This is a genomic window from Nisaea nitritireducens, assembly GCF_014904795.1.
Classification (GTDB): Bacteria; Pseudomonadota; Alphaproteobacteria; order Thalassobaculales; family Thalassobaculaceae; genus Nisaea; species Nisaea nitritireducens.
This window is the reverse complement of sequence record NZ_JACZFS010000046.1, coordinates 12,868-39,037: the sequence shown is the minus strand read 5'-3', so window position 1 is coordinate 39,037 and position 26,170 is coordinate 12,868. Positions and strand designations below refer to the sequence as shown.

Here is a 26,170-nt window from a genome sequence, read left to right as displayed (position 1 = left end):
GGTTGAAATTCAGTCTTTTATCTAAGGTCTCGGCCCGATTTCGCAAGCATGTTTCAGCCGGACGGGCTGTTCGCAGAGCGCCTATTCATCGGCCGACCGCAAATGATCTATCAAACGCCGGTCACGTTTGGTCGGCCTCCCGGCACCGGGATCGCGCTGCGCCGGAGCAGGATCGGCCTTGGGCCGATCGCTTTTGTCCGCGCCCGCCTCGATGGGGGCAAGGTCCTCGAATAGCGTCTGGGCTTCTGGAGCAGGCCCTCGCCGCTCCGCCAGGAACAACACCTTCACGACGCGGATATGGGGGCCTTGCGGAAAGGTCAGCACATCGCCCGGGCGGACAAGCTGGTGCGCTTTCGCCACCACCTTGCCGGACAGACGCAACCGTCCCGCCCCGACCATCTTGTTGGCAAGCCCGCGGCTCTTGAAGAACCGCGCGCACCAGAGCCACTTGTCGAGACGCTGTGTCTCGTCTTCACTCATTTTGCCAGTTTGAGCTGCTGCAATACGGCGAAGGGGGAATCCTCGGGACGCATGGCCGGCCCGTTCGAGCTGATCACCTTTGGTCCACTATTTTGGCGTTTCGGCCGATCATCCTGGCGCTTCGGCTTACGCGGCCCGCCCTTTTGTCCGCCCTTGGGGCCAGCATTGCGACCCCGCTTGTCGCCGGAGCCGTCCTGCGCCGCCTTGCCGGAGTTACCCGGCTTCCTGCCACGCTCCGGCTTGTCTCCGCGCTCTGCTTTGCCGTCACCTTCGGACTTGCTGTTCTGGTCCGCCTTACGCTCGCCTTCCGGCCGGCGTTTCTGTTCCTGACGCCGCCGGGCGATGAAACGAGGCTGCTCCTCGACATCCTCGCCACGGCGATATCCGAGATCCTTCAGGATCTCGGCCATGGCTTCATGGCCGACACCGGCAAGCGACAGCATGTCCGCCGAGATGGCGAATGCGCCCTCGCGGGCCGCCTGACGCACCATCTGGGCGACGCGTTCAAGCATATCCGCCCGAACAGCGTGACCGCCGACCCGCTTGTATCCGATCGCCAGGTAGAAGGCGTCGCTCGCATCTTCCGCGCGCGTGATCATCACTCGGCCTGCCGGCGGCGGGCCTCCTTCGGGGAACTGGCCGGAGAATACGCTCCAGAGCATGGCCCGGAACTCCACCGCCTTCGGCTTCAGCAACACCGGCAGGAAGACGGTCTCGGTGCCGAAGCGAATGCCGAGACGGGCGAGCGACTTGCGCTGCTCGTCATCGAGATCCCGGCGCAACCCGCCGATCTGATCGGCAGATACGCCGCCGATGCCTTCGAGCACCTGGAACCCGATACCGCGCGCGGCGCCCTCGAGTTCAGCCGTCTTGATCGCCAGCAACGGGCCGAGCCGTTCTTCCATCTCCCCCGTCAGCCAGGTGCGCAAACGGGTCTCGATCCGCTTGCGCATCTCGCCGTCGATCATCTCCTCGTTCACGACGCGGATCTGCGGCGACAGAATATCGGCACCCGCTTCCAGCGATGCGATTTCCGCCCCTAGCCAGATCACCGTCCCCTTAGGGCCGATCGAAAAGGCTGCATTGTCGGCGGATTCGATTTGGCCCGTGCGCCGGGCCAGTTCTTCCGGCAGGACCTTACGCGCAGCCGCCAGCACGGGCTTTGCGTTGGTGCTATCCACTACATCAGGCACGAACTTCAATCCTTCCATGTGACCGACGGCATGGCCCTCCACGACCACTGTGCTGTCAGGTTTTACTGCCGCCGCCAAGTTCCCCCCGTCCTTCAACTTGCGCAAGAACAATGCCGCGCGCTTGTCGACAAAACGCTGGGTAAGCTTGTCATGCAAAGCATCCGAAAGCCGATCTTCGACAGCCCTCGTCTGGGCCTGCCAATGAACAGGGTCGGATACCCAGTCTGCACGGTGCGTAATATACGTCCAAGTGCGAATATGTGCGATACGGTTTACCAGCGTGTCTATATCACCGTCCGTCCGGTCGAAACGGCTGACCTGATTGGCGACCCAATCTGTCTCCAGACACTCTGGCCCATCCGTCAGATCGAAAAAGATCTTTGCCAGCAGATTCGCGTGGGATTCGCTCATGGTCTTGCGGAAATCCGGGATCTGGCAAATGTCCCAGAGCAGCCTTACACGGTCCGGTCCAGTTGCCCGCTCGACCACGGCTTCCATCCGCGCCAGCGACTCAAGCGTCCGTTGGTCCTCGCCGTCCCGCTTCCGAATCATGTGTGGCTGGTCAGTACGCAGCTCGAGTGAGCGCTGCAGATCGCCGAGGCTGCGGAACGACATCCGGCTGTTGCGCCAGTAGACATGGCGGAGCGGATCGAACCTGTGGCTCTCCAGCGCCTCGACCATCTCCTCGTCCAGCGGCGGGCAGTCTCCCGTGACCCCGAACGTGCCGTCGTTCATGTGACGCCCGGCCCGGCCGGCAATCTGTGCCATCTCCGGCGGCGTCAGGCGGCGTGGCGCGCGGCCATCGAATTTCATGTCCTCGGCGAAGGCGACATGATCGACATCCATGTTGAGCCCCATACCGATCGCGTCCGTCGCGATCAGGTAATCGACCTCGCCCTCCTGATACATCGCCACTTGCGCATTGCGGGCCCGGGGCGACAGCGCGCCCAGCACAACAGCGGCGCCGCCGCGCTGACGCCGGACAATTTCGGCCAGCACATAAACGTCCGCGGCGGAAAAGGCGACAATGGCCGTTCTGCGCGGCAGCCGTGTCAGCTTGCGCGGGCCGGTATAGGTCAGCCGCGACATCCGTTGCCGGCCGACGATCTCCGCCTTCGGCACCAGCTTCCTTATCAGCGGGCGGATGATGTCGGAGCCGAGAAACATGGTTTCCTGACGGCCGCGCGCATGCAGCAGCCTGTCCGTGAAGACATGGCCGCGCTCCCGGTCGCCGCAGAGCTGAATCTCGTCGATGGCCAGGAAATCAACCACCCGGTCGACCGGCATGGACTCCACTGTGCAGATAAAATAACGGGCGTGCGGCGGAAGGATTTTTTCCTCGCCGGTGATCAGGGCGACAGCGTTCTTGCCCTTCAGGGAAACGACGCGCTCGTAATTCTCCCGGGCCAGCAAACGCAGCGGAAAACCGATCATACCCGAGGCATGACCAAGCATCCGCTCAATGGCGAAGTAGGTCTTGCCGGTGTTGGTCGGCCCCAGCATTGCGGTGATCCGACCGTCCTCGAAAACGCTGTTCATGGGAAATTCGGATCCGCTCTCGGCTCAGATAGGAAGCGCTGGGGTCTTGCGATTAGTGCCAACTTCCCACATATCAAGCTCCATCAATCATAACGATGTCATTCTAGGCAAGAGGTGATCACAAAGATGACTGCGGAAAAGCGGACGTTCCAGGCCGAGGTCAGCAAACTCCTGAAGATCGTCGCCAATTCGCTCTATAGTGAGCGTGAAGTATTCCTGCGCGAATTGATCTCCAACGCATCCGATGCCTGCGACAAGCTGCGCTACTTGGCGCTCACCCAACCAGAGCTGACCACCGGCGACGGCGATTTCAAGATCAGGATCGCGGCGGACAAGGATGCCAAGACCCTGACCCTGTCGGATAACGGTATCGGCATGACCGCCGATGAGCTGAACGACAATCTCGGCACCATCGCGCGTTCCGGCACGGAAGCCTTCGTCTCCAACCTGTCCGGTGACGAGAAAAAGGATAGTGGCCTGATCGGCCAGTTCGGTGTCGGTTTCTATTCGGCCTTCATGATCGCCGACAAGGTCGAGGTCCTGACCCGGCGCGCCGGCGAGAGCAAGGCGCATCTCTGGAGCTCGGACGGTCTTGGCGAATACACCGTCGCGGATGCCGAGAAGGCCAATCGCGGCACCATCATCACCATGCATCTGAAGGACGACGCGCTCGAGTTTCTCGAGGAGCAGCGCCTGCAGCACATCGTGAAGCGCTATTCCGACCATATCCCGGTGCCGATCCTGTTTGTGGAAACCAAGGACGGGGAGGTCGAAGAGCGCCCGCTGAACGAGGCATCCGCCCTCTGGACCCGCTCCAAGAGCGACATCACGACGGAGCAGTACGGCGAATTCTACAAGCACGTCGCCCATGCTTTCGACGAACCCTGGCTGACCATGCACTGGAAGGCGGAGGGTGTGATCGAATACAGCTCCCTGCTCTACGTGCCGACCCAGCGCCCGTTCGACCTGTTCCATCCGGAGCGCAAGAGCCGGGTGAAACTCTATGTGAAGCGGGTCTTCATCACTGACGATTGCGAAGGGCTGGTGCCCGACTATCTGCGCTTCCTGCGCGGCGTGATCGATTGCGAGGACCTGCCGCTGAATGTCAGCCGCGAGCTTCTGCAACGCAATCCGGTGCTACAGAAGATCTCCTCCGCCGTCACCAAACGGGTGCTCACCGAGCTCAGCAAGAAGGCTGAGAAGGACCCCGAGGCATATGCGATTTTCTGGGACGCTTACGGCCCGGTGATGAAGGAAGGCCTCTATTCCGAGAACGGCGAGCACAAGGACACCCTGATTTCTCTCGCCCGCTTCGATACGACGGAAAGCGACACGCTGGTCAGCCTCGCCGACTACAAAAAGCGGATGAAGGAAGGCCAGGAGGCGATCTACTACATCATCGGCGAAAGCAAGGAAGCGCTGCTGAACTCACCCCATATCGAAGGCTTCAAGGCCAAGGGCGTGGAAGTTCTGCTGCTTTCGGATCCGATCGACGATTTCTGGATCCAGGCCATGTTCGAGGGCTATGAAGGCAGCCCCCTCAAGTCCATCACCCGCGGCTCCGCCGATCTCGATGCCGTCAAGGGCGATGACGACAAGACAGACGAGGACAAGAAGGACGAGGAAAAAGCCTCCGCCGATATCGCGCCGCTGCTCGCCTCCATCAAGCTGGCCCTCGGCGAGGAAGTGAAGGACGTGCGGGAATCCACCCGCCTGACCGACAGCCCCGTCTGCCTGATCGCCGATGACGGCGACATGGACATCAACCTCGAACGCCTGCTGCGCCAGCACAAGCAGATCGACAAATCCAATCCGCGCATTCTGGAAGTCAACACCAAGCACGCGGTGATCAAGGCTCTGGCCAAGCGGGTGAAGGACGGCAAGACCGGCCAGGAACTGGACGACGCCGCCCACCTGCTGCTCGACCAGGCCCGGATCATGGAAGGCGAAGCTATCCCCGACCCGAAAGCCTTTGCACGGCGGTTGGCGATATCGATGGAGCGGGGGCTGACGGGTTAAAACCCGTTCCACCTCTCCGATGCAAACTCAAGAAGAGCGGGTGACTCTCGTCATCCGCTCTTTTCACTTAGTGATGATCTAGACTCGCCCATGTCCTCGGATCAGCTCCGCATGCTCCAAGCCCACCCCGGCAGCAAGAAAGCGTCTCCAGCCCACGATTGCAGAAGGTACCGTTGCAGTCCCACGTGAAGGCGCTATCGTGTCGCCCGATCCAGATTACCGTTCACAGGATATCGCTCCATGGCGCCGCAGACGGCCACCTCACAGCTTCTCGACAATTGTCTTACCGACGCGGAATTCCCGGAATTGCCGGGTTTCGTCCGTGGCAAGGTGCGGGATGCGTACAAATTGCCGAACCGGCGGCGGCTGTTGATCGCGACGGACCGGCAGTCCGCGTTCGATCAGGTTCTGGCGGCCGTGCCCTTCAAAGGCCAGGTGCTGACCCAAACGGCGCGCTACTGGTTCGATCACACTGGCGATATCTGCCCGAACCATGTGATCTCCTACCCGGACCCGAACGTCGTCCTGTGCAAGGATCTCGAGATGGTGCCGATCGAGATCGTGGTGCGGGCCTATCTCACCGGCTCCACCAATACCAGCGCCTGGACGATGTATGACCGGGGCGAGCGGGTCATCTATGGCCATCCCTTCCCCGACGGCATGAAGAAGAACCAGAAACTCTCCAAAACCATCATCACGCCGACGACGAAACCCACCGGCGGCGGGCATGACGCGCCGATCACGGAAGCGGAAATTCTCGAAACCGGGCTCGTGACGCATGAACAATGGCGGGAGCTGGCGGAGAAAAGTCTGGCGCTGTTCGCACGCGGGCAGGAACTCGCCGCCAAACAGGGGCTTATTCTGGTCGATACAAAATACGAGTTCGGCATCGACGAGACCGGCACCATCACCATCGCCGATGAAATTCACACCCCGGATTCAAGCCGCTACTGGCGCGCCGACAGCTACGAGCAAAAATTCGCGGCCGGCGCGGAGCCGGACAGTCTGGACAAGGAATTCCTGCGGCTCTGGATTGCCGGTCAGTGCGATCCCTACAATGACCCCATCCCGGAAATCCCCGCCGAGACCCTGATCGCCTTCAGCAACAAGTATGTCTCCCTGTTCGAGCAGCTGACCGGTCTGGATTTCGAGCGGCCCGACCCGGCAGTTCCCGTGCGCGACCGTATCCGAAAGGCACTGGTCGCGGCGCTGCCCGAGTATTTCTAAGCGGATCGGCTTTCCGGCTCTGCGGCCAGGGTGACGATCTCCACAGAGATAATAGGCGACACACGCCCCAATTCGGCGCGTCGCTCAGACATGCCTTCCGCGGCCCCATCTCCGCCCGGCGCGGTCAGCCCGAGAGCGACCCGACGCGCTAGCGCTTCGGTCACGAGATCCAGATCGATCGGGTGAAAATCTGACTGCCGCCTGCCCTGCCTCAAACAAACAAGCCCACCTCAACCCTGACGATGCTGCCGACAGACCCCAACTTTTGACCACCCCAACATATTGCACCCCCAAACTTCCTTGATTTAATTATATATATTGCGTCAATTTTATACTAATTCAGGCTTAAAAAATTACTTTCCACGGACACCAACACAACCAATAGTTTCCAGCCATATGCGCTTGCCTCGCAAGTAAGTGCGCGATGATAGACAAATCCCTGAATTAAGAAACTCGGGCTGAGGTATAATCCCCATTAAATCACCCACGAAAACACAACTGATCACTAAACATAAATGAATACTGACGCCAAGTCCCTACAGAAAAAACTCTGCGTTTGTTGTTGGAAAAGATCACAAAACTAATAATAAAAACTATAACCCCAGAAAATATTAACACTCATTTGTATTAGTTAACACTAATATTGCATTGATGAAATTTTATCGAAATTTACCCGTATATATTGCTGTACAATTTCCAATTTTTCCAAAGTCTTTTCCAAAAATTCCCAAGAAGACACCTTCTTTTGCTCAATTTTTATTGTAGCACTTGGAGGCGGGCGCAGAACTCGAATTGCGCACGCGATACGGAGTAACTTCGAGTTTAAGGGCTTGCCATGCGTTCCGGTTCATCTGTCGCTTTCATCGACCCGACTGTTTCCCAGCAGGAACTGCGTCATTCAGAGCTGATGCCATATGCCGCATTAAAGGGAACGCACGCTAATTCCAGTCGCCCAGACTTCTATAGCGAAAGAGCATTGTGGATGAGCCATTCCAGACACCCATCCATTCTGTTCGTCGATAGCGCCGTTCCTGATCGCGAAATCCTTCTGGCAGGCGTCGATCCGCGCACCAAAATCATCCCGCTATCGCCAGCAGGCGATCCGATTGGACAGATTTCGGATGTGCTTGCCGGTCTGACCGGCGTCCAAAACCTCTCGATCCTGAGTCACGGCGCTCCCGGCCAATTGCACCTTGCCGGGCGCGTTGTGGACCTGACAGCGCTGAGCGAAGCGACACCGCATCTGCTCCGGATCAAAGCCGCGCTCGCGCCCGATGCGGAAGTCACTCTGGTGGCTTGCGCAGCGGGGGCAGGCACTGCCGGCGCGCAGTTTGCCAACAGCCTGGAAGACGCGCTCGGCGTTCCCGTGCACGCCGCATCCGCGCCACTCGGCGCAGATGCCGGCTGGCACGCCCTGCCGGCCGCAGCGGCGCTCTTTTCGGCCAAGGCCCTCGCCACCTACGCCCATCGTCTGGCCACCCTTAACGGAAGCGCAGTCGACGACACGATAATTGCGATCGCATCTGACGACGTGATCAACGGCCTCGCCGGAAACGACGAGCTCTATGGTGCTGCCGGCGCCGACACAATCGACGGCGGCGACGACAACGACCAGATCTCCGGCGGCACCGGCATCGACAGCCTGATCGGCGGCAACGGCGATGACACCTTCTTCATCGCCTCCGGCGATGTCGCGGGTGGCGCCGAGCAGATCGATGGCGGCGCCGGCACGGACATCATTTCGCTGACCGGCGGCGGCAGTTTCGACCTCTCCGGCGCGACCATTTCCGTGGAGACCATTTCCGGCGGCACCGGGGCGGACACGATCACCGGCACCACGGCCGCGGACCAGATCGACGGCGGCGGCGGCGCCGACATTATCTCAGGTCATAACGGTAACGACACGCTCAGCGGCGGCGCCGGTGCCGACACAATCGACGGCGGCGAAGGTGACGACAGTATCTCCGGTGGCACCGGCGTCGACAGCCTGCTCGGCGGCGACGGTTTCGACACCTTCTTTGTCGCCTCCGGCGATGTCGCGGGCGGCGCCGAGACGATCGATGGCGGCAACAACTCGGATATCATTTCGCTGACCGGCGGGGGCAGGTTCGGCTTCTCCGGCGCAACCGTGTCCGTGGAGACCATTAACGGCGGCGCCGACGCCGACACGGTCACCGGCACCACGGCCAGAGACGTGATCCACGGCGGTAATGGCGCCGACATTCTGTCCGGTCACGACGGCAACGACGATGTCTTCGGTCAGGGCGGCAACGACACCCTCTACGGCGGCGACGGAAACGACCTGGTCCGGGACAATTCAGGCGACAACGTGCTTTACGGCGATGCCGGCAACGACACGCTCTCCGGCACAGTCGGTAACGACACACTCCTGGGCGGGACCGGCAACGATTCCCTGCTCGCGGGCAGCGGAACCAACCTGCTTGATGGCGGCGCAGGCAATGACACGATCCAGGGAACGCAGACGAACCTGAACGGCGACACCCTGACCGGGGTCGATGCGGATGACATTCTGCTCGTCCTCTCGAAAGACCTGTCCAGCCTGAACGGCAGCAGCGTCAGCAGCTCCATCGATCTTGGCGACGGCAACACGCTCAATCTTTCCCTCGGCAACTATACCGCCACGCTCAGCGCGACGGAGAGTGGCGGCAACACGACCATCGGCTTTACACTGAATGCAATCCCGGCCCCATCCCCCCCCGTTGCCACGTCGGTCCAGAAATCGAACCGATCGGATGGCGACGTCGCGGGGACGGAAACCTCCTTCACCCTTGCCAACACCGGCAGCACGGCACTATCCGGGACCCTGCTCGAAGACTCCGGCAGCGGTAATAAAGTTACCGTACAGTTGCCGGGCCGCGTCTCCGCCACGGTCAGCGGCCCCGCTTCCTCCGAAGCGCCCGGAGCTGCCACCAGCACCCTCGACGGCCAGGTCCAGGGGACCGGCTCGACCGATGCAAGCTTCCTCAACCTGCAGGGCTCCCTCTTCCTCGACAGCCTCGGGACCGAGGCGAGCGTCGATGTCCGCACCATCACCTTCTCCGGCGACGGCATCACCACGCCGCAAACCATCGAGATCAGCGACCAGTCCACCAGCTCCGGGGTCGAGGCCTTCATCTTCGACTTGTCCGGCCTGCCTGCAGGTTCCACGCTGGTGCTGAAGGATATCGACTTCGCCATCGTGATCGGCAATGTGACGGTGAACAGCAGCGGGAGCGGTCCGATTTATCTCGCCGGCGACAGTTCGGCACAGACCATCTCCCTCGGCAGTTTTGGCGATACGGTCGCCGCCGGCGCGGGCACCGACTCCGTCAATGGCGGCTTTGGCGAGGACCTCGCCTATGGCAATCAGGGCGACGACTCCCTCTTCGGCGACGACGGCAAGGATACGCTCTTCGGCGGCCAGGATCAGGACAGTATCAATGGCGGCAACGGCAGTGACATCCTCTTCGGCAACAAGGGTGAGGATACGCTGAGCGGAGGAGGAGACTCCGATATTCTTTATGGCAACCAGGGCAACGACACCCTCTTCGGCGACGAAGGCAAGGATACGCTCTTCGGCGGCCAGGATCAGGACAGCATCAATGGCGGCAACGACAGCGACATCCTCTATGGCAACAAAGACGAGGATACGCTGAGCGGCGGAGGAGACTCCGATCTGCTTTATGGCGGCCAGGGCAGCGACATCGTCTACGGCAATCAGGGTGACGACAGCCTGAACGGTGATCTGGGCAACGACATCCTGTTCGGCGGCCAGGGCAACGATATGGTCAATGGCGGAGACGGAGCGGACCAGCTCGCCGGCAACAAGGGCGACGATACGCTGATCGGCGGGGACGGAGCGGATACCTTCATCTTCGGCTTCAGCACCGGCGACGACCAGGTCAGCGATTTCACGGTCGGCACCGACAGCTTGCAGTTCGATAACGGCATCACCTACACGGCAGAGGATAGCGGCGGGAACACCCTGCTCACCCTCTCCGACGGCGGCACCGTCACCCTGATCGGCATCTCCAAGTCGGAATTCGGGATCGCCTGGGATCTCGCGCCTTAAACGGACTCCCTGCCGTCAAAATCGGGACGGCTATCGCCTGGCGGCTCTGCAGACCTGAGCCGGGGTCTATTCCTGCCTCGTTCCGTTCAGAGAAAGATCAAGAGTCAAGTTTCTCGACATCGTAGACGAGGCGCACCGTTTTCCGGCACCAGTCCAGCAGAATGCCATGCTCCGGCTGGCCAGCCGCCTCGGCGGCCGCATAGAGACAGGACACCGAGACATGGTGCTGGAGACGGGCAAGCGCCCGCGCCTGTTCGGGTGTCACCTTGCGGGAGAATTTTTCCTGTGCCGCGATGATGCGGCGAAACGCCTTTTCCTCATGCCTGGCATTGAGTTCCGCCAGCTCCGGGGAATCCCCGAGCGCAAACCTGAGCTTCCAGTGACCCGGTGTATTCACGCTTTCATCGGTAGACAGGCAGTCAAACACTGCATCAGCATAAGCCTCGAGCCCTTCGGAACCGTCGAACCGCGCGTCTACCCCGTCCAACAAATCCAGCGTTTGCTCCAGCCATTGCCTGTACAGCTCGAAGAAGACAACTTCCTTCTTCGGGAAGAACTGATAGAGGCTCGCGATATTCACGCCTGCCGTTTTGGCAATATCGTTCGTCGTTATTTTTTCGGCCGGTATATTGCCGAGCATATCCAGCGTCACATCAAGGATGAGCTGAACCTTTTCCCTGGAGCGCTGTTGCTTGGCCTGTTTTCGGACAACGACCGAACTGCCTTCCACCGCTTGCACTTTTCTCTCCCACTCTTCCGATCGCGTTCTTGTTCTTTTCCCTGACTGATTGGGGAACGCGACACTCGATTTTAACGGCCCCGTGGCACGTGGCACAGCCCCGAAAGCGCTGACATGCAGGCACGCCAAATCCCAAGCCTGCCTTCAGGTATAGACATCGGCGTCGCAAAATGTAAGTTCAGACTTACGTTTTTTATTGCACTTGAATATGCTTCTCATTATCGAAACGAGGATTATCGATAATCCAAGCCGGTAGCCAGGATTTCGCACCATGGGGAAAAGCGCGAATGCTGAAATATTCCAGTCTGATCACGGCGACGCTCCTGCTTTCGGCTCAAGAGGCTGTGGCGCAGGACAGCACGGCGGAGACAACAAAGCGCCTCGACAAGATCGTCGTCGAAGCGGATGGAGAAACCACCGGGCCGGGGGCCGATCGCGCCGCCAGAAGCGCCGGTGACAGGGAAACGATCGTCGCCGATCAGTCGACCGTGGGCAGCAAGACCGGCACGCCGATTCTTGATGTGCCAGCCTCCGTATCCGTTGTCACCGAGAAGGAAATGAAACAGCGCGGGGTCGAAAATCTCGATGAAGCGCTGGCCTATACCTCGGGCGTCGTCAGCGATCTTTACGGCAGCGACAACCGCTACGACCATTATCTCATTCGCGGCTTCTACCAGACAGGTCTCGGCTCCTACCGCGATGCCCTGCCGATGCGTATTCCGGGCTTTATCGCAAGCCGGATCGAGCCCTATGGTCTGGAGCGGGTTGAAATCCTGAAGGGTTCCACCTCTTCCCTGTTCGGCCTGAACTCACCCGGCGGGCTGGTGAACGCCGTCTCGAAGAAGCCGCTCGATTTCACGTTCGGCGAAGTCTATTCGACCGTCGGCGACGAACATGTCGAATTCGGCACCGATTTCGGCGGCGCCGTCGACAGTCAGGACAAGTTCTTCTACCGGCTGACCATGAAAGGTCAGAACAGCAGAGACGGCACGGATTTCTCCAATGACGACCGGGTCTATTTCGCGCCATCCCTGACCTGGCGCCCGACCGACGCGACAGAGCTGACCCTGCTTACCGATTACAACAAGCGCAACGGCAATCCGGGAAGCGGCATTCCATACGGCTCCAGCATCGATCCGGATACCTTCCTGGGCGAGCCGGACTTCGACAATATGGACACCGAGGAATGGAATGCCGGCTACCAGCTCCGCCACAGTTTCGGCAACGGCCTGCAGTTCCGGCAGAACCTGCGCTTCACCGATCTGAGCCTGACTTACGAAACCGTCTACGGGGCCAGCGCGGATGCGACCGCCTCCCGCTATTCCTACGCGGTCAAGGGCGGCACGCAGCGCTTCGCGATCGACAACCAGCTACAGTTCGACACCCGCATCAGCGTCGTGGACAGCCGCACGCTTGCCGGCGTCGATTATTACTATGAAGAGGTGGACGAAAAGCGCGCCTTTGGCTCCGCCACCGGTATCGACATCAACAATCCCGTCTATTGCGGCCGCGCCTGCATCACCCAGCCGCCCGCCTATGAGTGGCTGACGGACCGGGCTGCTTTCGGCGCCTATCTGCAGGAAGAGATGACATTCTACGACAGGGTGATCCTCACCCTGGGAGGGCGGTACGATCATGTCGACACCGATTCCGAATATCCGGGCTTCGGTCTGTCCTACAGCTCTTCCGACAATTCCCTGACCGGGCGCGCGGGCCTGACCGTCAAGGTGCGCGACGATCTGTCGGTCTACGCGAACTACTCCGAATCCTTCGAGCCGGTCTCAGCGGAAACCGCTCTGCAGACTTCGCCGAAACCGAAAGAGGGAACGCAATATGAGATCGGTGTGAAGTACAGCCCCGATTTTGTCGATAACGCTCTGTTTACAGTCGCGCTTTTCGACCTGACGCAGACCAACGTCCCCTACAACACCAGCCCGACTGTACAGGAGCAGATCGGCGAGGTGAACGTCACCGGTGTCGAGCTTGAGGGCAAGATGGCGCTCACCGACCGGCTCGACGCGATCGCTTCCTATTCATACTGGGACCCGTCGATCGAAGAGGATGGCACTGACGGCAATGCCGGCAACCGGCCGCAACTGGTTCCGAACCATATCGCCGCAGCCTGGCTGAACTATACGATCCCCGGCCAGGGAGCCTTCGGAGACCTGAGCATCGGCGGTGGCATGCGCTATATCGGGGACAGCTTCGCGGACAATGCGAACACGATCAAACTCGACGCGCGCACCGTCATGGACGCGGCGGTCAGCTACCAGTTCATCGAGAACGCCACGCTGCAGCTCAACGCCAGCAACATCTTCGACGAGCGTTCCATCACCCAGGTCGATACCTTCGCGAACACTGCCTATTACAGTGACGGGCGCACGGTCCGACTGACCCTGCGGTACACCTGGTAACGAACCTACCGGGTAAGCCCCACACAGGCGTGAAAACCTGAGTCCCCACGAAGCGGCGCGATGCTCCATCGCGCCGCAATTGCGTCAGGCATATCGACCGACCGACGATGCACATGAAGTGCCCCCGCGCTTTAGGGGATATAAAGACGCAAGCCTGCCCCCGGCGCTTTCCTGATGTTATTCCAGCTAAAAATTTGGCTCGGCGCCCCTCGAACGCCTTCCGATTAAAATGATTTAGATTCATAATTTCACGTTTTTTTAATGTTGAATTGAAATAGCTGGTTGTCTATCAGGCCTTTCTGAGAATGCGGATTGGCTGCGCCATGGCCTACACCAGCAACGGCTGATTGAGAGACCGGAACATTGACAAGTGAATTTCAATCCGCGGAGAAAATGAGGCATGCCCTCGTCAACGACGACCTGGATGCGGTCGATCGTTATTTTCTGCAGTTCGGCGCACGCAATCCGGTTGTGGTCTGGAATCCAGAGCACGACCAGCTTGAGGACGAACGTCTGCAGCGCCTCTCGTCTTACTGGCAAGAGAAAGCGGGCGACCAGACCGCCGCTCCCGTCGCATCCATCGACCCGACAGACATGAGATTTGTCTTGGGCTATCTCATGCTGCTCGACGTCCTCGAGGATGGCTACGATTTCCGCTATCGGCTCTATGGCACGATGATTTCGGAACGCTTTGGCAGAGATGTCACCGGCACGACGATCCGGGAGTTCGGCGACAAGGCATATATCGTCAGCTTTTTTCTCGGTGCTTATCAGGCCGTGATGGAGCGGCGCGCGCCGCTGTTGACCATTCATTACCCGAAAAATGCGTCGGAAACCGAGAGCTGGACGCGCCTCATCCTTCCGCTGGAAGATGAAAACAATAAGATTGCGAGGCTCCTTGTAGGCCAAATCCCCGGTGAATGGCGCCCGAGGCCTGCCGGCGCGGAAGCTCCCGCCTTCTGATGCTTTCGACCGCCTAACCCTCTGGGGGCGAACGCCGGGGTGCAGCCGGATCATCATCAAGACGGCTGTGCAACTTCTCGAATATCCGCTCCAGCGCGGCGCGCTCCGCATCATCCAGAACAGAGAGCAGATCCGCCTCGAACCCACTCGCCAGCGGCACGATCTGCCGGTAGACGGACCAGCCCTGCTCCGACAGCGTGATATCCAGCAGGCGGTTGTCCGCCGCATTGTTCGCCTTCAGAACCAGTCCCGCCTCTTCCAGACGGCTGACCGCCCGGCTGACCTTCACCTTGTCCAGATTGACGCGGGCATGAATATCCCGGACCGAGACCCGTTCCGAGCGGGCGAGATGAGCAATCACCCGCCATTCCGCAATGGAAATCCCGAATTTCGCCGCATAGAGCGCCGACATGGATTTACTGACCCGGGCGGCAATCACCGCCAGCCGATAGGGCAGGAAACTGTCCAGATCGAGCAGGTCTTTTTGGTCGTTCTTCGGCAATTGACAATCATTTCATTTGTAACGATCATGGCGATCCTACGGCAGACGGGCCCTTAAAACCAATCAGAAAACGCGCCTGTCAGACCCTGCCCGCGGGAGGAAAGACATGAACAAGGTTTCAGACTCCGCATCCATGCGCAGCAATCCGCTGACCGGCACCGCAAACGGTTATATGCCGGGTTTCGGCAATGATTTCGAGACCGAAGCGCTGCCGGGCGCCCTGCCCCAGGGACAGAACAGCCCTCAGAAATGCAATTACGGTCTCTATGCCGAACAGCTCTCAGGCAGCCCCTTCACGGCGCCACGCGGCGAGAACGAGCGTAGTTGGCTCTACCGCATCCGCCCTTCGGTGAAACATACCGGGCGCTTTTCCCGCATCTCCGTGGATGGCTGGAAGACGGCCCCGCATCAACCGGAGCATGGTCTCGCCCTCGGCCAGTACCGCTGGAACCCGGTGCCCCTGCCGGAAGCACCGACCGATTTCGTGGCCGGCATCCGGACCATGACCTGTGCGGGTGACGTGAACACCCAGGCCGGGATGTCCGTGCATGTCTATGCCTGTAACGCGGACATGACCGACGACTACATGATGAACGCCGACGCCGAACTGATGCTCGTCCCGCAGCTCGGCCGCATAGAAATCTTCACCGAGCTTGGCCGCATGACGCTCGCCCCGCGCGAGATTGCCATCGTCCCGCGCGGCATGATCTTCAAGGTCACGCTGCTGGACGGTGAAGCACGCGGATATGTCTGCGAGAATTACGGCGCCAAGTTCACCCTGCCGGGACGCGGGCCCATCGGCGCCAACTGCCTCGCCAACCCGCGCGATTTCAAGACACCTGTCGCCGCCTATGAAGAGAAAGAGACGCCCTGCCGGCTGATCGTGAAATGGTGCGGATCATTCAACGTGACGGAGATCGGGCACTCACCGCTCGACGTCGTTGCCTGGCACGGAAATTACGCGCCTTTCAAATACGACCTCACCACCTTCTCCCCGGTCGGCGCCATCCTGTTCGACCATCCGGACCCGTCGATCTTCACCGTGCTGACGGCCCCCTCGGAAGTGCCTGGCACGGCCAACATCGACTTCGTCATCTTCCCGGAGCGCTGGCTGGTCGCCGAACACAGCTTCCGGCCGCCCTGGTATCACCGGAACGTCATGTCCGAATTCATGGGTAATATTTACGGCTCCTACGATGCCAAGCCCGAGGGCTTCGTGCCCGGGGGCATGAGCCTGCACAATTGCATGCTGCCGCATGGCCCGGACAGCCAGGCCTTCGAGGGCGCCTCCAATGTCGAGCTGAAGCCGCACAAGCTTTCAGAGACCATGGCCTTCATGTTCGAGACCCGGTTCCCGCAGCATCTGACGGAGTTCGCCGCCAACGAAGCGCCGCTTCAGGACGATTACGCAACCTGCTGGACCGGCCTCGACAAGAAATTCGATGGAACGCCGGGCATCAAGTGACAATGAAAAGCTGGCTCCCCGCCGCCAATACACGGGACTGCAATTTTCCGGTCCAGAACCTGCCCTTCGGCGTTTTCTCCCGGAACGGCGAGCCGCCGCGCTGCGGTACCGCCATTGGCGACCGCGTGCTTGACCTTGCGGCACTGGAGCGGGACGGACTGATATCCACCGGCGGCGACTCGGTTTTTGCAGAAGGCGCCCTGAACCCGTTCATGGAACGCGGCCCCGATACCTGGGACCGAGTGCGAGCACGCCTGACGGACCTTCTGCGTGAAGGCGGCGATACAGCCCTAAAACAGAAAGCGGAAGCCTTTCTCATCCCGCTTTCAGACGTCACGCTGCATCTGCCGTTCCGGGTTAGCGAGTACACCGATTTCTATGCAGGCAAGCAGCACGCCTTCAATGTCGGCACCATGTTCCGGGGGCCGGAAAACGCCCTGCCGCCGAACTGGCTGCATATCCCCATCGGCTATAACGGGCGGGCCTCCTCCGTTGTTGTCAGCGGCACGGATTTCCATCGCCCCAATGGCCAGTTGAAAGCGCCGGACGCGGAGGCTCCCACTTTCGGCGCAAGCCGCCGGCTCGATATCGAACTGGAGATGGGTGCCGTAGTCGGCACCGGAAACCCGCTCGGCAGACCAGTGACAGTGGTTGAGGCGGACGCGATGATCTTCGGCTATGTGCTGCTGAACGACTGGTCGGCGCGAGATATCCAGGCTTGGGAATATCAGCCGCTCGGCCCGTTTCAGGGTAAGGCCTTCTGCACGACGATCTCGCCCTGGGTGGTGACGCGGGCGGCGCTGGAGCCTTTCCGGACAGCGACGCCGAAGCGGGAGAAACCGCTGCTGCCATATCTCGCGGAACCCGGCCCGATGCTCTACGACATCGGGCTTGAGGTCGGCCTGACACCTGCCGGATCAGACGAGGAAGCGGTGCTGTCGCGGACCAACTACAGCACGATGTATTATTCCGCTGCCCAGCAGCTTGCCCATCACACCAGCAGCGGCTGCCCGATGCGGCCGGGCGACCTGCTAGGCTCCGGCACGATCTCCGGAGACACGCCGGACAATTACGGCTCATTGCTGGAAATGAGCTGGGGCGGCAAGACTCCGATCACCCTGCCGAACGGAGAGAGTCGCAGCTTCCTCGAAGACGGTGACCGGGTCACGCTGCGCGGCCATGCGGCGGGCGACGGCTACAGGATTGGATTTGGAGACTGCACGGGCACAGTCCTGCCCGCGATTAGACAAGACTGACAAAGAACAAACGGGAGGAAGGCCAAATGGCCAAGCAATTCGCATCAGCCGGCGATATGGCGGAAAAGAAGATCACCTTCAGCGAGATCGGCCGGGACATCTGGGCCTTCACTGCGGAGGGCGATCCCAATACCGGTGTGATCATCGGCGACGACAGCGTGATGATCGTCGATGCCCAGGCCACCCCGCGCCTCGCACACAAGGTGGTGGAGAAGATCCGCACCGTCACCGACAAGCCGATCAAGTATGTCGTGCTCTCCCACTATCACGCCGTCCGCGTGCTTGGCGCCTCGGCCTACGGGGCGGAGCAGATCCTCGCCTCCGAGAAATGCCGCGCCATGGTCTCGGAGCGCGGTCAGGAGGACTGGGACAGCGAGTTCGGCCGTTTCCCGCGCCTGTTCCAAGGCCATGAATCGATCCCGGGCCTGACCTGGCCGACCATGACCTTCACCGACAAGATGACAGTTTATCTTGGCAAGCGCCGGGTCGACCTGATGCATCTCGGCCGCGCCCACACCGCTGGCGACATCGTTGCCTGGGTGCCGGACGAGCGCGTCATGCTGACCGGCGACATCGTCGAATACAAGGCCGCCTGCTATTGTGGCGACGGTCACTTCAGCGACTGGGGCAACACGCTCGACGCGATCAAGAATTACGATCCGACCGCCATCGCGCCGGGCCGGGGCGATGCGCTTGTCGGCACCGAGATGGTCGATGCCGCGCTCGATTTCACCCGTGACTTCCTGCTGAACACCTATCGTCCGGCGGCCGCGGTCGCCGCGCGCGGCGGAACCTTGAAGGAAGCCTGGGACGCGGTGCGCGCCGCGTGCGATCCGAAGTTCAGTGACGTGCCGATCTACGAGCATTGCCTGCCCTTCAACGTGACCCGCGCCTATGACGAGGCACTCGGCATGGACACCCCCCGGATCTGGACCGCCGAACGCGACCGGCAGATGTGGGAAGCCCTGCAAGGCTAAGGCGGGAGCCTTTCCATGGCCGATATCTTCGAGCAAACGCTCTATCCCTACCGGCGGTCGCCGGATCAGGACGCGGCGGCGCCTGTGCGCCATCCGGTTATCGTTGTCGGTGCCGGTCCGGTCGGGCTTGCCGCCGCGCTGGATCTTGCACTGAAGGACGTGCCGGTCCTGCTGCTGGACGACAATGACCGGGTCAGCACTGGCTCCCGCGCCATCTGCTTTGCCAAGCGCACGCTGGAGATCATGGACCGGCTGGGCTGTGGTCAGCCGCTGGTCGACAAGGGCGTCACCTGGAACAAGGGCAAGGTCTTCTTCGACGAGCGGAAGGTCTACGAGTTCGACCTGCTGGCCGAAGCGGGGCATCGACGGCCTGCCTTCATCAATCTCCAGCAATACTATTTCGAGGCCGTCCTGCTGGAACGATTGCGGGAATTGCAAGCGGAAGGCCGGCCGGTCCAGATTCGCGGCCGCAACAAGGTCACCGGCGTTACCCGGGACTACAGCCGCGTCCAACTGACCGTCGAGACGCCGGACGGCCCCTACACCCTGGACGCCGACTGGTTGATCGCCTGCGACGGCGCCAAGTCTCCGATCCGTTCGTTCATGGGGCTCGATTTCCATGGCCGGGTCTTCGAGGACAATTTCCTGATCGCCGACGTAAAGATGGAGGCCGATTTCCCGACCGAGCGCTGGTTCTGGTTCGACCCGCCCTTCAACCGGGGTCAATCGGCGCTGCTGCACAAGCAACCGGATGGTGTCTGGCGTATCGACCTGCAACTCGGCTGGGACATCGACCGGGAAGTTGAGATGCGGGAGGAGAACGTGATCCCGCGCCTGAAGGCGATGCTTGGAGAGGAGGCGAAATTCAGCCTCGAATGGATCTCAATCTACACCTTCCAGTGCCGCCGGATGGAGCGTTTCGCCCATGGCCGGGTGTTGTTTGCAGGGGACAGCGCCCATCAGGTCTCGCCATTCGGCGCACGCGGCGCCAACAGCGGTATTCAGGACGCGGATAACCTCGCCTGGAAGCTGAAGCTTGTGCTGGACGGCACCGCGCCGGAAAGCCTGATGGAGAGCTATAACCGGGAGCGAGTGCAGGCCGCGGACGAGAACATCCTGAACTCCACCCGCTCGACCGATTTCATCACCCCCAAGTCCGATATCTCCCACGTCTTCCGTGATGCCGTACTTGATCTTGCCGAAGCCCATCCGTTCGCCCGCCCACTTGTGAACTCCGGACGGCTCAGCGTGCCGGCGACCCATGCGGGATCTGACCTGAATGGCGAGGATGCGCTGCCAGGCGGGCCCGAGCGCACCCGTCCGGGCGCCCCCGCCGTCGATGCCCCGGTGGGCGACGGATGGCTGCTGGAAAGTCTTGGGACGGATATTGTCTTGCTTGGAATCAATACGTCACTGCCGGACATGTCCGGCGGCGATACGCTCCCAGTGACTGTCCTGACGATTGAGACCGGAGACGACAGGCTGGGCGCCTTGAGAGAGCGTTATCTCGGGAGGAACGAACAGGCGGTCTACCTGATCCGCCCGGACCAACATATCGCCGCGCGCTGGCCCACCTATGACCGTAAGGCCATCTCGGCCGCCCTTACCGCCGCGACCGGAGGGATGTCATGACGGATCTGATCACCGCTCCCAACCTGACCGATGCCGACGGCTTTTACGAGGCCCTGATCGCCGCTCATCAAGGCCTCACGCCGGAGCAAAGCACAGCACTGAACGCGCGCCTGATCCTGCTGCTGGCAAATCATGTCGGCGACCGGGATATTCTGCTCGACGCCCTTCGCAAGGCGCGGGAAACCGGGCGCTAGCCCCCCTTCATCACCGCCATCCCGACCGGGATGACGAATGAGTGCAGGGATATCTAGATGTCCCGAGGAACGTAAGGCTCACCCTCGCCACCGGCAGAGCGGGCAAAGACAAAGACGCTCTCCGGGGTCGATTTGATGATCGAGAATTCCGGCGCCTCGTCGACGAAACGGACATCGTCGACACTGGTGAAGTCCAGATAGACCTGATGATTGAAGCCGCGCTGGAGATAGAACGGGATACCGCGCCAGTGGCCGGAGATCGGCCGGTGCACGTGGCCGAAAATCATCTGGTCCGGCAGGCGCTTCTGCAACACCTCGTATAGCGCCTCTCCGTCCAGCAGCCGGATCGCGTCCATGTGCGGAATACCGAGATCGAACGGCGGGTGATGGACCGCGAGCATGAACGGCACGTCCGCAGGCAGCGCGTCGAGTTCCTTGTCCAGCCATGCCAGACGGGTCTCGCAGAGACGGCCGGCATGATCGCCCGGAATATCGACCAGACTGTCGAGACACACCACGTTGGCATCGCCGGTATCGACGGTGAACTGGATGAAGCCACCTTCTATTTCCGGCGCATCGGGGAAGACCTCCCTGAACGGTGCCCGGCTGTCATGGTTGCCCATCATCAGATGCACGGGCATCTCAAGCGGCGCCAGCACCTCTTTCAAGGTCTCGTAGGCTGCCTTCTCGCCGTAATGCGTGAGGTCGCCGGTGGCGAGCACGCAATCGACATCGCCGTGGTCGCGGCGGATCAGGGATACGCCGTCGGCGAGACGCTGTTTCGGGCTGGTTCCGTAGAGCGGCTTGTCACCGGGGACGAAGTGCAGGTCTGTGATCTGGATGAAGCTCATGACACCGATTTCTTTCCGCCGGACGAATACCGGCGACAGGAAGGTAAGCGATTAAACGCAGGTAGCACTTAAAAGAGCGGGCCGACAGGGTGGAACCCCGTCGGCCCGATGAAGGTTTTATTTCGGCAGCATGTCGCCGACTTCGGCCACCAGATCGCTCTGCAGGGCCTTCATGTCGTCTTCCTCACCGGTGACGATGGACTCAATCCCATCATAGATCACCTGGGTAACCGCGAGGCCCTTGTCGCCCGGATAAGCGAGCCAGTCGCGCAGCAGCGGGAGCTGACGCACAGCGGTCTCCTTGTTCGGGTTCCGCTTGTAGAAATCCTTCAGGATGATTTCGTTCGCGGCCTTGTTCGGCGGCATGTAGCCCGTGGTCTCGGCGACAGCAGCGGCGCCGGTGCCGGAGGTGATGTATTTCAGGAAGGTCCAAGCAGCCTGCAGCCGCTCCGGATCTTCGGACTGGGAGACCAGCAGGGCAGCGTTACCGCCGGCAGGAAGGCCCTTCGGCTTGCCACCGATGCCCGGGAATTCGGCCGTCTTCATCTCGAAATCGCCTTTCGAGCGCTCAACCGCGCCAAGCGCCGAGGTGGACCAGAACATCATGCCTACATCACCGGAAGCGAAAGCCGCCAGCGCGTCTTTCCAGGACAGGTTCTGCATCTCGCAACCCCGGAAGATCTTCTTCATGGTCTCGAAGGAGGTCAGACCGGCCTCGCCGTCGAAATTCACCTTGTTGCCTTTGACGATCGGCTCGTCCTGGCTCCACATCAGCGCCTGCATGAACCAGTTGCCGGTGATGTTCCAGCCCCAGAAAACCGGGTTCTTCACACCATTGGCCCGCATTTCCTTGCAGAGCGTGACCACCTCGTCCCAGGTCTGCGGCAGCTTGTCGGAGCCGGACTTGCGCACCAGATCCATGTTGTAATAGCCGACCGGCAGGGAGATCGAGAACGGAAGACCATGCACGTCGCCATTGAAGGTCGACAGATCGAGCATTGCCTGATGGTAGCCTTCCTTTTCGAAATTGGCTTCCTTGGCGATGAACGGTTCAAGCGAACGGGCGATGCCCTTTTCCACCAGAATGGCCTGACGGTTGAGGCCCTGCATGGTCACGTCCGGCAGATTACCGGAAACGGCTTCACGCAGGATGATGTTGGTCGCATCCTCGTAGCCTTCATAAGTGGCACGGAACTTCACCTGGATCTCCGGATGCTCCTTTTTGAAGCTCTCCATGATCTTCTCATAGGTGACATCGAACAGGTGGCTGTAGGGGTAGCCGACCTCGATCTCCACCGCGGCGGCGGGCGCTGCGTAAAACGCCGCGGCAGCGGCCATTGCAAAAAGACGTTTCATACCGTAACTCCTCACTGTTGCAGCGTGCGGCCGCGTTGCTCCAAATGCTTGCGGCGGCCCGCATTGCACGCCCCTTAACCGGGCATTACGGCGGTCCCCATTGCAGTGGGGGCCGCCAATTTCTTTCACTTCAAATCATACCGGCCGGTCATTTCATGCCGGTGAGCGTGATGCCTTCGATAAAGCGCTTCTGCGCCATCAGGAACGCGACGATCAATGGCGTGACGATGATCATTGCCGTCGCCATCATCGCGCCCCAGTCGGACCCGTCACTGCCGCCCCTGAACTCCCGCAGACCAAGCGGCGGCGTGTAGAGATCCCGATCCCCGGTGATCACCACACGGGGCCAGAAGTAATCGTTCCAGTGCGCCACAACGGAGAAGATCGCGAAGGCCAAAAGGGCCGGGATAGCCGTCGGCAGCATCACCTTCCAGACGATGGAAAACTCGTTCATCCCGTCCATCCGGGCGGCATCGATCAGATCGTCCGGTACTGTCTTGAAGAACTGCCGCATCAGGAAGATACCGAAGACGGAAATGGTCCAGGGCACGACAAGGGATGCGTATGTGTTGGTCAACCCGAGCTTGGCCAGCATGATGTAGAGCGGTAATGCGATCGCGTGGACCGGGATCAGCAGGCAGACCAGCACCATGCCGAAGACCATGTCGCGCCCCCAGAATTTGAGCTTGGCCAACGCATAGGCGCAGGGCAGCGCCACCAGAGCCTGGATCAGGAAGATCGATGCGGTGACGATCACGCCGTTCGCCAGATAGCGCAGCAGCGGGGCTTTCTTGAAGGCCTGGGTATAATTGAAGATCGCAGGCGTCTCGAGGCAGTCTTCCCGGGCATTGCCCAGCTTGACGCAATATTCGTCGACCATCTGCTCCTGGGCGCCGAAGAAGCCGCCGGTATTGGTCTCAATCTCGTGCGGTGCCTTGAGCGAGTAACTCACCATCACATAGAACGGCAGGATGACGATCAGAGCGCCGATGATCAGAACCGCGTGCTTCAGGGCTTCCGAGAAAGGCGAGGCATGTCCGGTCATGTGTAATGCACCCTTCTTTCGACGAGCCAGCGCTGCAGGAACGTCAGGAACAGAACGAAGGCGAGGAAGACGACGGTGATCGCGGCACCGATGCCGATCAGGTTGTGTTTGATCGCCTTCTCGTAGATCGCGAACATCATCACGTAAGTGGTCTTGGAAGGACCGCCCCCGGTGATCGCTTCCACCGTGTCGAACACCTGGAAGGAGCGGATCGTGGTGATGGTGAGCACGAAGACCGTGGTTGGCCCGAGCATCGGCCAGGTAACCAGCCGGAACCGGTCCCAGGCACTGTCGGCGCCGTCGATGGCGGCGGCCTGATACAGCTCTCGCGGCACACCGGTCAATCCGGCCAGATACAGCACCATGTTGAAGCCGAAGCCCTGCCAGATACCGATGAAGCAGATGGTCCAGATGGCGTAGTCCCGGTCGCCGAACCAGAGCGGGAAGTTCCGCGCGCATCCGGCCGCGTACCAGTCCGAGATCTGCTCCAGAAATGTGCCGCAACCGGACTCGAGAGTTTGGTTCACGATGCCGACCGTCGGGTGCAGGGAGAATTCCCAGACGATGGCCATGGCCAGCAGGGCCGCCATGACGGGCAGGAAATAGATCGTCTTGTAGAAGTCGCCAAAACGCTTCAGGGAGTTGATCAGCAGCGCCGCACCAAGCCCGAGGCCGATGGATGCCGGCACGACCACCAGCACATAGGTCGCCGATGCGGTCAGCATTTTCGTGTAGGTCGAGCGGGAGAACATCTTCTCGTAATTGTCGGTTCCAACCCAGTCGAACCCGGGATTGCCGAGGCTGTAATCGGTAAAGGAGAGCGCGGCCGCGATCAGCACCGGAGCCACCAGGATCACCAGCATCAACAGGATCGCCGGGGCGACGAACGCATAACCGGCAAGGCTGGCAGGCGCGAGCGCCCGGCGCCGGGCCGGTTGAACCGCCACCGGAAGGGCCGAGCTCGCTGCTACATCAACCGCCATCTCAGGCCTCCGCAAACCGCAGGCGCCGGTTGTCCGCGCCGAAGGCCATGGCTGTGCCGGGCCTCGGCCGGACATGGATTTCCTGCCCGAGAGACACTTGTGCCGCCAGTTCCGGCGCGGCGCGGGCGATCACCCGCTGGCCGCCGCCATTGACATGGCCATGCAGGAAATAGTCGGAGCCGAGATTTTCCTTGTGGCTGACCCTGAACGGCCAGGATTCCGCATCCCCGCCTCCCGGCAGTACGTCGAGATGCTCCGGACGAACACCGATGGACAGTGCCTTGTGTGCTCCGCCGAGCGTCCGCTTCAGGTGAATGCCGTGCGCAATTACCCGTCCCGCACTGTCAGCCTCGCCGTCGACCATGTTGATCCGGGGACTGCCGATGAATTCCGCCACGCGCCGGTCGACCGGGTCGAGATAGATCTCGTCCGGCGCGCCGAGTTGCAGGATGTCCCCCTCCATCATCACCGCCATCCGGTCCGACATGGTCAGCGCTTCAGCCTGATCGTGGGTGACGTAGATGAAGGTTGTCTTCAGTGCGTGATGCAGCTCCGCCAGCTCGGAGCGCATATGCACGCGCAACGCCGCGTCGAGGTTTGACAGCGGCTCGTCCATCAGAAAGGCGACCGGCTTGCGCACCATGGCCCGGCCGAGCGCGACACGCTGGCGCTGCCCGCCGGAGAGCTGCCCCGGCTTGCGCTCTAGAAGATGCTCGATTTTCAGCGTTTCGGCCGTCTCCCGGACAAGCCCGCGCAAGGTCTCCAGCTTATCCCCGCGCCCCGGCATGGCGGCACCGACCAGCGGCATCCGCTCCCAGCCGTTCAGGTCCCGCAGCCGAAGCGGCGTCTCCATGTTCTGCTGCACTGTCAGATGCGGGTAGAGCGCGTAGGACTGGAACACCATTGCCAGGTCACGGCGGCTTGGCCGTATCTGGTTCACCACCCTGCCGCCGATGGCGACGTCTCCGGCGCTCTGCTGCTCAAGCCCGGCGATGATCCGCAGCAAGGTCGACTTGCCGCACCCGGACGGCCCGACAAGGGTCAGGAATTCCCCATCGGCTATGTCGATATCGAGCCCGTTGAGGACCCGTGTCGTACCGTAGCTTTTCTCGATACCCGATAGAGTGATACGCGCCATAAGCCTTGCTCCGGCGAAAACAAACCGGAGCGATCAGTATCAAAGCTCGTTGACATCAAGATGACGCTGCCTTTGGACGACTTGCGAAATTCGTCTAGACGAAGCCGGACAACGGCAGCAGTAGT

19 protein-coding genes are annotated in these 26,170 nt (G+C 60.9%); 10 read left to right on the top strand and 9 right to left on the bottom strand.

The window, feature by feature from the left end; genetic code table 11:
* Window positions 1-81: 81 nt before the first annotated feature.
* On the bottom strand, window positions 82-480 hold the full coding sequence (locus tag IG629_RS15420) for an RNA-binding S4 domain-containing protein (protein ID WP_193172831.1): 399 nt from the start codon (window positions 478-480) through the stop codon (window positions 82-84).
* Entirely contained in the window at window positions 477-3,212 is a 2,736-nt protein-coding gene (locus IG629_RS15415) for a helicase-related protein (RefSeq protein ID WP_193172830.1), read from the bottom strand. The genes IG629_RS15420 and IG629_RS15415 overlap by 4 nt, the downstream gene beginning before the upstream one ends.
* Before the next feature lie 126 nt (window positions 3,213-3,338).
* On the opposite strand from IG629_RS15415, the gene htpG reads away from it, so the two are divergent.
* From htpG to IG629_RS15400, 3 genes are all read left to right on the top strand, one after another.
* Window positions 3,339-5,231 (top strand): molecular chaperone HtpG, encoded by a 1,893-nt coding sequence (gene htpG, locus IG629_RS15410; RefSeq protein WP_193172829.1) that lies wholly within the window; start codon window positions 3,339-3,341, stop codon window positions 5,229-5,231.
* A 240-nt stretch (window positions 5,232-5,471) separates the two neighbouring features.
* A complete protein-coding gene (locus IG629_RS15405) occupies window positions 5,472-6,458 on the top strand; it encodes a phosphoribosylaminoimidazolesuccinocarboxamide synthase (RefSeq protein WP_193172828.1) in 987 nt (328 codons plus the stop codon).
* Between the two features lie 982 nt (window positions 6,459-7,440).
* Window positions 7,441-10,530 (top strand): DUF4347 domain-containing protein, encoded by a 3,090-nt coding sequence (locus IG629_RS15400; RefSeq protein WP_193172827.1) that lies wholly within the window; start codon window positions 7,441-7,443, stop codon window positions 10,528-10,530.
* Between the two features lie 97 nt (window positions 10,531-10,627).
* Here the strand turns inward: IG629_RS15400 and IG629_RS15395 are convergent, their stop codons facing one another.
* Window positions 10,628-11,269 carry a TetR/AcrR family transcriptional regulator gene (locus IG629_RS15395; RefSeq protein WP_193172826.1) on the bottom strand — a complete coding sequence of 214 codons (642 nt, stop codon included), beginning with the start codon at window positions 11,267-11,269 and terminating at the stop codon, window positions 10,628-10,630.
* Window positions 11,270-11,556: 287 nt separating this feature from the next.
* Here IG629_RS15395 and IG629_RS15390 point away from each other — a divergent pair, with 287 nt between their 5' ends.
* Together IG629_RS15390 and IG629_RS15385 are read left to right on the top strand one after the other, a co-directional pair.
* Window positions 11,557-13,683 carry a TonB-dependent siderophore receptor gene (locus IG629_RS15390; protein ID WP_193172825.1) on the top strand — a complete coding sequence of 709 codons (2,127 nt, stop codon included), beginning with the start codon at window positions 11,557-11,559 and terminating at the stop codon, window positions 13,681-13,683.
* A 393-nt stretch (window positions 13,684-14,076) separates the two neighbouring features.
* The gene (locus IG629_RS15385) at window positions 14,077-14,646 is read left to right on the top strand and encodes a PAS domain-containing protein (protein WP_193172824.1); all 570 of its coding nucleotides are present in this window, start codon (window positions 14,077-14,079) and stop codon (window positions 14,644-14,646) included.
* Window positions 14,647-14,659: 13 nt separating this feature from the next.
* Here IG629_RS15385 and IG629_RS15380 read toward each other — a convergent pair whose 3' ends face one another.
* Window positions 14,660-15,148 carry a MarR family winged helix-turn-helix transcriptional regulator gene (locus IG629_RS15380; RefSeq protein WP_226886794.1) on the bottom strand — a complete coding sequence of 163 codons (489 nt, stop codon included), beginning with the start codon at window positions 15,146-15,148 and terminating at the stop codon, window positions 14,660-14,662.
* A gap of 106 nt (window positions 15,149-15,254) precedes the next feature.
* On the opposite strand from IG629_RS15380, the gene hmgA reads away from it, so the two are divergent.
* Genes hmgA through IG629_RS15355 form a run of 5 tightly spaced genes read left to right on the top strand, consistent with a single transcriptional unit; the run spans window position 15,255 to window position 20,672 of the window.
* The gene (hmgA, locus tag IG629_RS15375) at window positions 15,255-16,613 is read left to right on the top strand and encodes a homogentisate 1,2-dioxygenase (RefSeq protein WP_319025101.1); all 1,359 of its coding nucleotides are present in this window, start codon (window positions 15,255-15,257) and stop codon (window positions 16,611-16,613) included.
* Between the two features lie 2 nt (window positions 16,614-16,615).
* Complete coding sequence (fahA, locus tag IG629_RS15370) at window positions 16,616-17,869, top strand: fumarylacetoacetase (RefSeq protein WP_193172823.1); 1,254 nt, start codon at window positions 16,616-16,618, stop codon at window positions 17,867-17,869.
* 26 nt (window positions 17,870-17,895) lie between these two features.
* Window positions 17,896-18,846 carry an MBL fold metallo-hydrolase gene (locus tag IG629_RS15365; RefSeq protein WP_193172822.1) on the top strand — a complete coding sequence of 317 codons (951 nt, stop codon included), beginning with the start codon at window positions 17,896-17,898 and terminating at the stop codon, window positions 18,844-18,846.
* Between the two features lie 15 nt (window positions 18,847-18,861).
* On the top strand, window positions 18,862-20,478 hold the full coding sequence (locus IG629_RS15360; protein WP_193172821.1) for an FAD-dependent oxidoreductase: 1,617 nt from the start codon (window positions 18,862-18,864) through the stop codon (window positions 20,476-20,478).
* Window positions 20,475-20,672 carry a DUF2783 domain-containing protein gene (locus IG629_RS15355; RefSeq protein ID WP_193172820.1) on the top strand — a complete coding sequence of 66 codons (198 nt, stop codon included), beginning with the start codon at window positions 20,475-20,477 and terminating at the stop codon, window positions 20,670-20,672. The genes IG629_RS15360 and IG629_RS15355 overlap by 4 nt, the downstream gene beginning before the upstream one ends.
* A gap of 53 nt (window positions 20,673-20,725) precedes the next feature.
* Here IG629_RS15355 and IG629_RS15350 read toward each other — a convergent pair whose 3' ends face one another.
* The 5 genes from IG629_RS15350 to IG629_RS15330 form a co-directional block, all read right to left on the bottom strand.
* Entirely contained in the window at window positions 20,726-21,523 is a 798-nt protein-coding gene (locus IG629_RS15350; RefSeq protein WP_193172819.1) for a phosphodiesterase, read from the bottom strand.
* A gap of 117 nt (window positions 21,524-21,640) precedes the next feature.
* A complete protein-coding gene (locus tag IG629_RS15345; RefSeq protein WP_028467236.1) occupies window positions 21,641-22,879 on the bottom strand; it encodes an ABC transporter substrate-binding protein in 1,239 nt (412 codons plus the stop codon).
* 148 nt (window positions 22,880-23,027) lie between these two features.
* Window positions 23,028-23,924: a carbohydrate ABC transporter permease gene (locus tag IG629_RS15340; protein WP_028467235.1), complete on the bottom strand. Its 897-nt coding sequence runs from the start codon at window positions 23,922-23,924 to the stop codon at window positions 23,028-23,030.
* Window positions 23,921-24,907 (bottom strand): carbohydrate ABC transporter permease, encoded by a 987-nt coding sequence (locus IG629_RS15335; protein WP_193172818.1) that lies wholly within the window; start codon window positions 24,905-24,907, stop codon window positions 23,921-23,923. The genes IG629_RS15340 and IG629_RS15335 overlap by 4 nt, the downstream gene beginning before the upstream one ends.
* 1 nt (window position 24,908) lies before the next feature.
* Window positions 24,909-26,045 (bottom strand): ABC transporter ATP-binding protein, encoded by a 1,137-nt coding sequence (locus tag IG629_RS15330; RefSeq protein ID WP_193172817.1) that lies wholly within the window; start codon window positions 26,043-26,045, stop codon window positions 24,909-24,911.
* Window positions 26,046-26,170 lie beyond the last annotated feature (125 nt).

Excerpts from the sequence above, each read along its gene's own strand:
- IG629_RS15360 (WP_193172821.1), top strand. The coding sequence starts at position 18,862 with ATGGCCGATATCTTCGAGCAAACGCTCTATCCCTACCGGCGGTCGCCG.
- IG629_RS15355 (WP_193172820.1), top strand. The coding sequence starts at position 20,475 with ATGACGGATCTGATCACCGCTCCCAACCTGACCGATGCCGACGGCTTT.
- htpG (WP_193172829.1), top strand. The coding sequence starts at position 3,339 with ATGACTGCGGAAAAGCGGACGTTCCAGGCCGAGGTCAGCAAACTCCTG.
- IG629_RS15345 (WP_028467236.1), bottom strand. The coding sequence starts at position 22,879 with ATGAAACGTCTTTTTGCAATGGCCGCTGCCGCGGCGTTTTACGCAGCG.
- hmgA (WP_319025101.1), top strand. The coding sequence starts at position 15,255 with ATGAACAAGGTTTCAGACTCCGCATCCATGCGCAGCAATCCGCTGACC.
- IG629_RS15385 (WP_193172824.1), top strand. The coding sequence starts at position 14,077 with ATGAGGCATGCCCTCGTCAACGACGACCTGGATGCGGTCGATCGTTAT.
- IG629_RS15405 (WP_193172828.1), top strand. The coding sequence starts at position 5,472 with ATGGCGCCGCAGACGGCCACCTCACAGCTTCTCGACAATTGTCTTACC.
- IG629_RS15400 (WP_193172827.1), top strand. The coding sequence starts at position 7,441 with ATGAGCCATTCCAGACACCCATCCATTCTGTTCGTCGATAGCGCCGTT.
- IG629_RS15340 (WP_028467235.1), bottom strand. The coding sequence starts at position 23,924 with ATGACCGGACATGCCTCGCCTTTCTCGGAAGCCCTGAAGCACGCGGTT.
- IG629_RS15365 (WP_193172822.1), top strand. The coding sequence starts at position 17,896 with ATGGCCAAGCAATTCGCATCAGCCGGCGATATGGCGGAAAAGAAGATC.
- fahA (WP_193172823.1), top strand. The coding sequence starts at position 16,616 with ATGAAAAGCTGGCTCCCCGCCGCCAATACACGGGACTGCAATTTTCCG.
- IG629_RS15350 (WP_193172819.1), bottom strand. The coding sequence starts at position 21,523 with ATGAGCTTCATCCAGATCACAGACCTGCACTTCGTCCCCGGTGACAAG.
- IG629_RS15390 (WP_193172825.1), top strand. The coding sequence starts at position 11,557 with ATGCTGAAATATTCCAGTCTGATCACGGCGACGCTCCTGCTTTCGGCT.
- IG629_RS15420 (WP_193172831.1), bottom strand. The coding sequence starts at position 480 with ATGAGTGAAGACGAGACACAGCGTCTCGACAAGTGGCTCTGGTGCGCG.
- IG629_RS15335 (WP_193172818.1), bottom strand. The coding sequence starts at position 24,907 with ATGGCGGTTGATGTAGCAGCGAGCTCGGCCCTTCCGGTGGCGGTTCAA.
- IG629_RS15415 (WP_193172830.1), bottom strand. The coding sequence starts at position 3,212 with ATGAACAGCGTTTTCGAGGACGGTCGGATCACCGCAATGCTGGGGCCG.
- IG629_RS15330 (WP_193172817.1), bottom strand. The coding sequence starts at position 26,045 with ATGGCGCGTATCACTCTATCGGGTATCGAGAAAAGCTACGGTACGACA.